The 9799-nt window shown below is 64.7% G+C and carries 9 protein-coding genes; all 9 read right to left on the bottom strand.

Translation table 11 applies throughout. The annotated features are described in order from the left end of the window. Positions 1 to 5: 5 nt before the first annotated feature. Positions 6 to 707, bottom strand: coding sequence for a response regulator transcription factor (locus ACR0DA_RS14930; protein WP_480754682.1), 702 nt, complete (start codon positions 705 to 707; stop codon positions 6 to 8). Further along, a complete protein-coding gene (locus ACR0DA_RS14925; RefSeq protein WP_480754717.1) occupies positions 707 to 2572 on the bottom strand; it encodes a PAS-domain containing protein in 1866 nt (621 codons plus the stop codon). The genes ACR0DA_RS14930 and ACR0DA_RS14925 overlap by 1 nt, the downstream gene beginning before the upstream one ends. A gap of 107 nt (positions 2573 to 2679) precedes the next feature. After that, on the bottom strand, positions 2680 to 3438 hold the full coding sequence (locus ACR0DA_RS14920) for a methyltransferase domain-containing protein (protein ID WP_170359363.1): 759 nt from the start codon (positions 3436 to 3438) through the stop codon (positions 2680 to 2682). Then, positions 3435 to 4052: a pimeloyl-ACP methyl esterase BioG family protein gene (locus ACR0DA_RS14915; protein ID WP_480754680.1), complete on the bottom strand. Its 618-nt coding sequence runs from the start codon at positions 4050 to 4052 to the stop codon at positions 3435 to 3437. The genes ACR0DA_RS14920 and ACR0DA_RS14915 overlap by 4 nt, the downstream gene beginning before the upstream one ends. Then, complete coding sequence (bioA, locus tag ACR0DA_RS14910; RefSeq protein ID WP_480754678.1) at positions 4049 to 5335, bottom strand: adenosylmethionine--8-amino-7-oxononanoate transaminase; 1287 nt, start codon at positions 5333 to 5335, stop codon at positions 4049 to 4051. The genes ACR0DA_RS14915 and bioA overlap by 4 nt, the downstream gene beginning before the upstream one ends. Further along, positions 5332 to 5952, bottom strand: coding sequence for a dethiobiotin synthase (bioD, locus tag ACR0DA_RS14905; RefSeq protein WP_170367360.1), 621 nt, complete (start codon positions 5950 to 5952; stop codon positions 5332 to 5334). The genes bioA and bioD overlap by 4 nt, the downstream gene beginning before the upstream one ends. Continuing rightward, positions 5949 to 7079, bottom strand: a complete 1131-nt coding sequence (locus ACR0DA_RS14900) for an 8-amino-7-oxononanoate synthase (protein WP_480754675.1) — start codon at positions 7077 to 7079, stop codon at positions 5949 to 5951. The genes bioD and ACR0DA_RS14900 overlap by 4 nt, the downstream gene beginning before the upstream one ends. Next, a complete protein-coding gene (gene bioB, locus ACR0DA_RS14895; RefSeq protein ID WP_170341916.1) occupies positions 7076 to 8056 on the bottom strand; it encodes a biotin synthase BioB in 981 nt (326 codons plus the stop codon). Before bioB ends, ACR0DA_RS14900 begins: the two co-directional genes overlap by 4 nt. A 116-nt stretch (positions 8057 to 8172) precedes the next feature. Beyond that, entirely contained in the window at positions 8173 to 9789 is a 1617-nt protein-coding gene (locus ACR0DA_RS14890) for a bifunctional aspartate transaminase/aspartate 4-decarboxylase (protein ID WP_480754674.1), read from the bottom strand. Between the last annotated feature and the right edge of the window lie 10 nt (positions 9790 to 9799).

The following is a 9799-nucleotide window of genomic DNA, read 5'->3' as shown; positions in this document are numbered from 1 at the left end:
ATTGGTCAATCCCATGCGACATCCCCCAGAAAAATATACCCCGCGCCGTATATCGTCTTGATAAGGCTCGGGTTTTTCGGGTCCTCACCAAGCTTCGTGCGCAGGCGCGAAATACGCACGTCCATCGCCCTGTCAAAGCTTTCACCGGCTGCGCCACCCAGTGTTTCCTGCATCTGCGCGCGGCTGATCAGGCGTTTGGGGCTTTCCAGGAACAACCGCAACACTTCGCCTTCGGCATGGCTAAACGGTGTTTCAGCGCCGGTATCGGACAGCAACACATAGCGATCGAAATAGGCAGTCCAGCCGTTGAACCGAGCCACATCCGAATGGTGTTGCTGTGCCTTGGGCGCACGCAGACGGGCGCGGATGCGGGCCACCACCTCAGCCGGGTCAAAGGGTTTGGTGATGTAGTCATCTGCCCCCAACTCCAGCCCCGTCACCCGGTCCTGTACCTGTGCCCGCCCCGAGATGATGATGACCGCCGCCCCCTGTTCCAGCGCCAGCCGATGCACCAGCGCCAACCCGTCTGTATCCGGCAGCGACAAGTCCACCAGGCAGACATCGGGCGTGACCCGTTTCAGTGACGCTTCGAATTCGCGGGCGCGGGCAAAACTCTGCGTTCTAAACCCGGCATCCTCCAGCGCTTCGGTCAGAATCCGGCGGATCTCGGGTTCGTCGTCCAGAATGGTCACCAGGGGTTGGGTCATCAGGCGGCCTCGGTTCGGATCAGCGCGGACAATTGCGCGCGGGTGAAGGGTTTGCGCAGGACCGGCGCCTTGGCAAGAGCCTGACGGTGCAGCGGGTCATCATAGGGTAGCGAGGTCATCAGGATCACCGGAATTGGCAGAGCAAGCCGTTCGACCAGATCAATGCCGGTGGCAGCGCCCTCCAGCCGGATGTCCGACAGGATCACCGAGATATCGTCCAGGCTGGTGGCCAGGACCAGCGCCTCATCCGCCGAGGTCGCCTCGATCACCGACAGGCCCAGATCGACCAGCATGTCGCGGAACTGGTGGCGCAAGTCGTCGCTGTCTTCGACCAGCAGCGCCAGGCCCGACTGGACAGGCGGAGCGGGCCGGTAGGGCAGCCGCAGCATCACGGATGCGCCCGAGGGCGTGTTGCGCAGTTGCAGGTCTCCGCCTGCCAGCTTGACCGTGTCATAGACCATCGGCAGGCCCAGCCCCGACCCCTTGCTGCCCTTGGTGGTGAAAAACGGGTTGAGCGCCTTGTCCAGCGCATCCGGCGAAAACCCCGGACCGGTATCGGATACGGTGATTTCCACCCAGATCCGGCCGATCGCATGGGCACTGATGGTAATCTGCCCGCTGCTGCCGCAGGCGTCGCGGGCGTTCAGCACCAGGTTCAACAACGCGTCCTGAACCATGCCCGGGTCCAGCATCAGCGCCTCGTCCGGCAGGGTGTTGACCACCGACAGCCCCACCCCACGCGGAAGCGAAGGCGAGGCCAGCACCCGCAGATCCTCAAGCAAGCCGCGCATGTCGGTGGCCTGTGGCTGCGGAGTGCGATTGCCGGTCATGTCGGCGATGCGGTTCAGCAATTGCCCGCCGCGCCGCGCGGTCTGCTGGGTTGCTGCGACAAGCTCGGCGGCGTCTTCGGGTAGGTCCATCTTCTCCAGTTTGGCCTGCATGCCCAGGATGATGGTCAGCAGGTTCGAGAAATCATGCGCCAGCCCGCTGGTCATTTGCGCCGCCATCGCCCGGCGCCGGGTCTGCTGCAGGGCCACGCGGGCCTGTGTTTCCTCGGTGATGTCCACCGACATGATATAGACGCCGCCCATGCCATCGGGCGTGAACGAGACACGGATGCGGCGCGAATCCTGATCCTCGGTGAATTCGAACACCGAGGCCTGACCGTCATAGGCCTGTTGCAGATGCGGCCGGACCCGCTCGTAGGCATGCGCGCCGAGCGCCTGCGAGATGTGCAGCCCCAGGATGTCAGACGGCCGCCCCGGCAGGACCGAACTGAGCCGCCGGTTGGAATAGTCGTACCGCCCCTCAGCATCCAGATGCGCGATATGGGCCGGCATCATCTCGGTGGTCATGCGGGTGCGCGCTTCGATCTCGGTCAGCTGGCGCTTGGCCTCTTCCAGCGCGCTGATCGTGGCCGCCAGTTGCCGGTTGGTCGCCGAAAGCTCTTCGGCATGGCTCAGCAACTGGTCCGACAGCTCCTCAGACCGGCTGCGCAGCAGCTCTTCGACCCGCTTGGTGCTGGTGATGTCGGTATAGACGGCAACCCAGCCACCGGTGGGCAGCGGCGCGCCCTCAATCGAGATCACCTGTCCGTTGGGGCGCACGCGCTCCATGTAGTGCGGCTCGAACGCCAAGGCCTGTTCGACCCGGACGCTGACCAGATCCTCGACCGATTGATCGTGGCCATATTCGCCCCGGCTGGCCAGAAAATGGATCGTGTCGCTGAACAGTGCACCGGGCTGCACCAGGGCTTCGGGCAGGTCGAACATTTCCTGAAAGCGCTTGTTGCTGACCACAAGGCGCAGCTTGTCGTCATAGATCGACAGGGCCTGACCGATCAGGTTCAGCCCTGCGGTGGTCATCTCTTTGATGCGCTGTTCGGAAATGTCCAAGCCGATCCTCCCCTGGGCACAGGCCTATCACCAGTTTTCGGGCAGGTGTAGGGGGGCCGGATGCGACCGGTTGGCCCCTAACCGGGTTTGCGGGCGATGATCCAAACGGGGTGATAGGTCAGGCGCACGCCTTCGGGGCCGGAAAACGCGGCGCGATAGCGTGTGCTGAAATCGGTCAGGTCGGCGCGGGTCCAGACCTGCGCCGCACGGCCGTTCACCCCGGTCTCACGCAGGTGGCGCAGCACGTCCAACGGCGTGTCGAACCACAGCGGTTGCCGATCCTGCCACAGGTCAAGGATTTCAACCTCGGGGCCGATGCCTGCGGCCAGATCATCAGGGGCGCACAAGCCGGGCGCGCGGGCGGCCGACCCCAGCGCGGAAAGCTCGGCGTACTGGTCCGGGCCGAATCCCGAAATGGCCACCCAGCCTTCGGGTGCGACCTCGTGCATCGCGCGGCGAACCACTGCCGCCGGATCGTCCAGCCATTGGACCGTCGAGGCCGAGGCGATCAGGTCGGGCCGCGCAGGCCATGTCACATTTCGGATATCGCCTTGCAGGAAATCCGCGCCCCATCGCCGCGCGGTGTCCCGGGCCTCGGCCATCAGGTCGTTGAGCGTGGACCGGGTGAACGAAAACTGCTGGTGCAGCGCCTCGGTCAGATGGCCGGTGCCGCAGCCGATTTCGAACAGGGTGCCAAACTGGCGGGGTGCCCCGAGATCGACCAGCCGCTGCGCCAACGCGCGGGCGATCCGGGCCTGCGGGCCAGCGGCGCAGTGATAGCTGCCGAAGCTGCGGCTGAAACTGCGCCGGATGCGGTCCGTCGGCATGGCGTTCATGCGAACCACTCCGCCCAGGTCTGCCCCGCCGCGAAAGGCTGGTGCGGGCCGGGGATGCGGCGCACGGTGTCCGATTGGCCCCAGGCCATTTCCTGCGCGGCCGTCGGCACGATGCGGTCCGAGGCGGAAATCCAGACCCGGTCGAATTTGGGATCGGGCGCAGGTCCGCGCGCCGCGATGGCCCGCAGTTCCTCGGCCGCCGCGGCGAAATCGATCCCGGGCGCGGGGCCATCCAGCCCGGCCCGGCGGCAGAACCGGGCAAAGCTGGCCGCGCTCAGGCCATCTGCCGTGGCTGCCACCGTCTCGGGTGCGATGCCCCGGTCGGCATCCGCCGGAAACAGCGTGCCGTTGACCGCAACCTTGCGGACGCAGGTCAGCCCATGACCCGCCAGCCAATGCGCCGCCGACGCGACCCCGAAGGAATAGGCCAGCAGCCGAACCGTGTCATATTCGCCGGTTTCGGGCAGCGCGTCGTCGAGGCTGCGATAGTCGTCAACCACAAGAACGTCCGCCGCCCCGGTCAGGCGCGCAAACGGCGCAGGCCCCAGCGCCCACCCGCCGAACACCAGCGTCAACTGCGCTCCACCGTCACGGGTTAACCAGTGCCGCCTCATGCGTCGCCCCGCGCCAGTTCGACCATGGCCGCCGTCACCCGGCTCAGCTCGTCGCCCGAGATCACATAGGGCGGCATACAGTAGATGTTGCGCGCGAAGGGACGCAGCCAGACACCGGTTTCCGGCGCTCGCCGATGCGCGATGCGCGGATCGACCGTGTGCTCCATCTCGATCACGCCTATGGCGCCCAGCACCCGCACATCGGCGACGCCGGGCAGGCCGCGCGCCGGTGCCAGCTCGGCCTTCATCTGCGCCTCGATGGCCCGCACTCGAGCCTGCCAGCCGCCGTCTTCCAGCAGCCCCAGGCTGGCGATGCCGGCAGCGCAGGCCAGCGGATTGGCCATGTAGGTGGGCCCATGCATGAACACGCCAGCCTCGCTGTTGCCGATGCCATGGGCGACCTGTTCGGTGGTTACCGTTGCGGCGAACGAGATGTGCCCCCCCGTCAACGCCTTGCCCAGGCAGATGATGTCCGGCGTCACGCCCGCATGGGTGGTGGCAAACAGCTCTCCGGTACGGCCGAATCCGGTGGCGATTTCATCGAAGATCACCAGAACGTCATGGGCCTGACACAGAGCTTTGGCCCGGCGCAGCCACTCGGGGTGATAGAAATACATGCCGCCCGCGCCCTGCACGACCGGTTCAAGCACCAGCGCAGCCAGCCGGTGCGCTTTGTCCCGCAGCAACTGTTCCAGAGCGTCGAGCCCGTTCTGCGCCGGGTTTTCGGACCAATCGCAGCTCAGGCGAACGGACGGGCGCGGCAGAAAGTGCTGGATCGACAGCGCGCCGCGGAACAGCCCGTGCATGCCGTTGACGGGGTCGCAGACGCTCATCGCCTTCCAGGTGTCGCCGTGATAGCCACCGCGGATCGTGGCGAACTCGACCTTGTCGGTGCGGCCATGGGCCATCTGGAACTGCACCGCCATCTTCATCGCCACCTCGATCGAGACCGAGCCGCTGTCGCAATAGAAGATCCGGTCCAGACCGTCGGGCAGCAGGGCCACCATCTTGCGGCCCAAATCAATGGCGGGCCGGTGGGTCAGACCGCCGAACATGACATGGGGCATCCGGTCCAGCTGCTGCTGCATGGCGGCGGTGATCGCAGGGTGACGGTGCCCATGGATGGCGCACCACCACGAGGACATGGCGTCGATCATCTTCACCCCATCCTCGCGGTACAGATACACGCCCTCGGCCCGGTCGATCAGATGCATCGGGCCCGGGTCGGCCACGTTCGTGTAGGGGTGCCACAGGTGGCGGGCGTCAAATTCCAGCGGGGTCACAGGGCACCTCGGATCGTGTCCATGTCGATCGCCTCGAAGGCGTGAAGCAGGGTGTCGGGTGTCAGAGTCTCGATCCGGCCGAGGCGTCCCAGGTGGGGCACCTGCGACATCTGGATGATGGTTTGTTCGACCGCGGGCTCGGGGTCGCCGATAAAGGCCACGCCGACCACCGGGCAACCGGCGCCGCGCAGCGCCATCAGCGACAGGGTCGTGTGGTTGATCGTGCCAAGGGCCGTCCGGGCCACCAGGATCACGGGCGCCTGCCAGCGGGCGAACAGGTCAAGGTAATAGGCCTGCCGGGTCAGCGGCACCATGACGCCCCCTGCCCCTTCGACCACCAGCGGGCCATCGGTCTGCGGCAGGGTCAGCCGGTCAAGGTCGATCTCGACCCCCTCGGCCTCGGCCGACAGGTGCGGCGAGGCGGGCAGGTTCAGCAGATAGGCCTCGGGCAGGACCGGTTGGCCGGACAGGCGCGCCACGATCTGGCTGTCGGTTTCGTCCTCAAGCCCCGATTGCACGGGCTTCCAGTACTGCGCGCCAAGGGCCGCGGTCAGCCCGGCGGAAAACACGGTCTTGCCGACGCCGGTGTCGGTTCCGGTCACGATCACTGTGGTCATGCGGTTCCTGCCTGTTGTTCGGCGATGGCCTCAAACACCGCCGTGATGTCCTGCGCGCCCACGTTGCCGGTGATCGAGACCCGCAGCCGCGAGCTGCCACGCGGCACGGTGGGCGGGCGGATCCCGCGCACGTCAAAGCCCGTATTTTGGAGGTTCGCCGCGCGATCCATCGTGGCCGCGTCCGCGCCCACGATGACGGGCATGATCTGGCTGTGAAATCCGATCAACCCGCACAGACGCGCGGCCTCGGCGTGGGCATGGGCCATCCGGTTGCGCGCGGCCAATGTCAGGCCCGGGTCCTGTCCGACGGCCCGCAACGCGCCCCGCACGATGGCGGCGTCCAATGGCGACGGGGCAGTCGCAAAGATGAACGGTCGTGCCCGGTTGATCAGGGTGTCGATCATTTCACGCGGTCCGCAGATCAGCCCGCCGCTGGCGCCCAGCCCCTTGCCGCAGGTGTGCAGGGTCAGCACCTCGGCGTCCAACCCATGGGCCAGCCCCTGCCCGTTCGGGCCGAAGACGCCCGTGGCGTGGGCCTCGTCCACCACCAGCACCGCCTGCTCGGTCCGGGCCAGTTCGGCAAGGGCGGTCAACGGGGCCAGATCGCCCTCCATCGAATAGACGCTTTCGACCGCGATCCAGACCTGGCCCTTGCCGCCTTGCGCGCGCCAGTCGGCCAGCACCGCGCGCGCCGTCGAAATGTCGTTATGCGCAAAACCACGGGTCTCGGCCCGACCCAGGCGCATCCCTTCATGCGCGCTTGCATGGACCAACTCGTCATGCAGGATCAGATCCCCGGCCGCCGGCAGGGTCGAAAAAATCGCTTGGTTGGCCTGAAACCCGCCGCCCATGTACAGCGCCGCCTCGGCGCCGAAAAAGGCGGCGGCTTCGGCTTCCAGCGCCTCGTGCTCGGGATGGTTGCCGCGCAGCAGGCGCGACCCGCCCGAACCCAGCGGAACGTCCCGGTCCAGCGCGTCCTGCGCCGCGCGTTTCAGAACATCGGAACCGGCCAAGCCCAGATAGTCGTTGGATGCAAAATCAAGCCCCGTGCGGGGCGCAAGCCTGCGCAGCCGATGGCGCGTTTCCAGCACCTTCAGCGCATTGCCCAGCCTTGCGGTCGCTGTCATTCGGCCGCGTCCACGCGGGCCTCGGACTCCGCCTCCATCGGCTGGATGCCCAGCTTGGCGAACAGGATCGCGTCCTTGCTTTCCTCGGGGTTCTCGGCGGTCAGCAGCGTGTCGCCGGCAAAGATCGAGTTGGCACCGGCAAAGAAGCACATGGCCTGCATCTCGTCGCTCATGTCGCTGCGGCCAGCGGACAGACGGACGTGGGACTTCGGCATCATGATCCGCGCCAGCGCGATGATGCGCACGAAATCGATCGGGTCGACCGGCTTGGCGTCAGCCAACGGGGTATCAGCCTGCGGCATCAGCATGTTGATCGGAACCGAGTCCGGCGCCTCGGGCAGGTTGGCCAGCGTCACCAGCATGTCGATCCGGTCCTCGCCATTTTCGCCCATGCCCAGAATCCCGCCCGAGCAGACCTTCATACCCGCCTCGCGCACGCGGTTCAGCGTATCGATCCGGTCAGCGAAGGTGCGGGTGGTGATCACCTCGGGGTAGTAGCGCTCGGACGTGTCGATGTTGTGGTTGTAATAATCCAGCCCGGCATCGCGCAGCTGCACCACCTGGGTGTCGTCCAGCATGCCCAGCGTCATGCAGGTCTCCATGCCCATCGCCTTGACGCCCTGAATCATCGCCACAAGCGCATCCATGTCGCGCGCCTTGGGCTCACGCCAGGCGGCGCCCATGCAGAACCGGGTCGAGCCGGACTCGCGCGCCTTGCGGGCCTCGGCCAGAACGCGTTCGACCTCGATCAGTTTCGAGGCGCTCAGCTTGGAGCCGTTGCGCGCGGATTGCGAGCAATAGGCGCAATCCTCGGCGCAGCCGCCGGTCTTGATCGACAGAAGCCGCGACATCTGCACCTTGTTGGGGTCAAAATTCTCGCGATGTACGGTCTGCGCCCGATACAGAAGATCCATCAGCGGCAGGTCATAGATGGCCTGAGCGGTTTCGCGGGTCCAGGTGTTCGATGTAGCCGACATTTTATAGATAATTTTTCCCGATGATTCAGATTTACTCGGGTTTATCAATAAAGCTGGAAAACGCAACATCCGCGATGTCACAGGCGCAGAAAATGACCGTGACCGCTAACGGCGATTCAACCGTGAAGTGGCTTGTTGTTCGCCGCCCGATAGGCCTGCACATAACCGCGCGCGACCGAACGGACAGCGCGACCGATCTGGGTGTATGCCTCATCCGGCAAATTGGCGAAAGATACTCGTGCGGACCAGTTCGGCGCATCGAAACCGCTGCCGTTCAGCAGCACGATCCCATAGTCCTCGGCCAGTTTGAACGCGATGTCCAACGGGTGGACGTTCTTCTTGATCCAGTCCACGACCTCTTCGCCGACGTATTTTCGCAGCCAGAATTCGAAGTCGATGATCCCGTAATAGGCATCATAGTGATCACCCGGCTGGACCTCGATCCCCAAGGCTTCGGTCAGCAGGTGGAACCGTCGATGCACCAGTTCGATACAGGCGGTCTGATAGGCTTTCTTTGTGTCGACCAGCTCGCAGAGCGAGAACAACGTCATCATGACCTGCTGCGGCAGGGACAATCCGGCGGTGTGGTTCAGGGCCACATCCCGGCTGTCGGCCACCAGCCTGTCGACGAATTTGATCTCGCTGGGATGCAGGCTGAGCGTGCCGTAACGCTTGTCGAGCTTCTGCTTGATCTCGGCAGGATGCACGGCGAGCTTTTCGTCAAAGATATTATCCTGCGCGACGGCGATCACGCCGAGCCGCCAACCGGTGCAGCCGAAATATTTCGAATAGGAATAAACACCGATCGTGTTTCGGGGCATGTAGCCCATGACCGAGGTGAAATCATGTACGAATGTGCCGTACACATCATCAGTCAGGACAATCAGGTCCGGCCTGTGGTTCTCGACCAAATCCGCGAGTTTGCGCAGAGAAGCATTGCTAAGGGCCACCGACGACGGGTTGCCCGGATTGACCAGAAAGAAGGCCTTGACCTTGGGGTCCTTCAGCTTTTCGACTGCAGCATCGGTCAGTTGGAACCCATCTTCCTCGTCCGTTTCCACGTGAACGGACTCGAGGCTGTAATCCTCAAGTTCGGGCATTTCGAGGTAGGGCGTGAAGATCGGCGTGCACAGGGCGATCGTGTCGCCCGGGTTCAACAGCCGGTTGGCCTTGAGCGATTTGAAGATATAGCACATGGCCGCCGTGCCGCCTTCCACCGCAAACAGGTCGAACTGCGCATCGGGACGGTGCCCGGCACACATGGCCCACATCAGGTATTCGTGGGCGATGGCGGCGTTGTGCTTAAGAATACGGTCGGGAACAGGGTAGTTGTCGCCGATGATCGAGTCCGTCAGTTCGTGCACGAATTCGTCAGCGTCGAAACCAAAGGCCCGGATGGCGTGGTCGACCACATCCAAAAGCGTGTCGGCGCCCGGCATCTCGGAATTGGCCCGGCCCCACTCCAACAGACGGTCATGGCAACCTGCCATGGCCGGCATCCCCCCCAGACCCGCCGGATGATTCATGACGCGGCGCGACTCGGCCACGGCAAACTGGCCAAGCGCAAAGAAAGCTTCACGCGGGCGGATGGCGACCCAATTGGGATTGCCCCGGCCGGCATTCAAAAAGGCGCTGTTGGATTTGCGCGCCTCGACCGAGGCCAGCTTGATCAGCTCGTCCTTGATCTGAAAGGGGCTGAGGGCTTCGTAATCGTGCAGCTTCAATCTGTCCATGACTCAAGAC

The organism is Ruegeria sp. CI8 (assembly GCF_056536865.1).
Note: the sequence above shows the minus strand (reverse complement) of the source record. Positions and strands in the feature narration are given on the sequence as shown.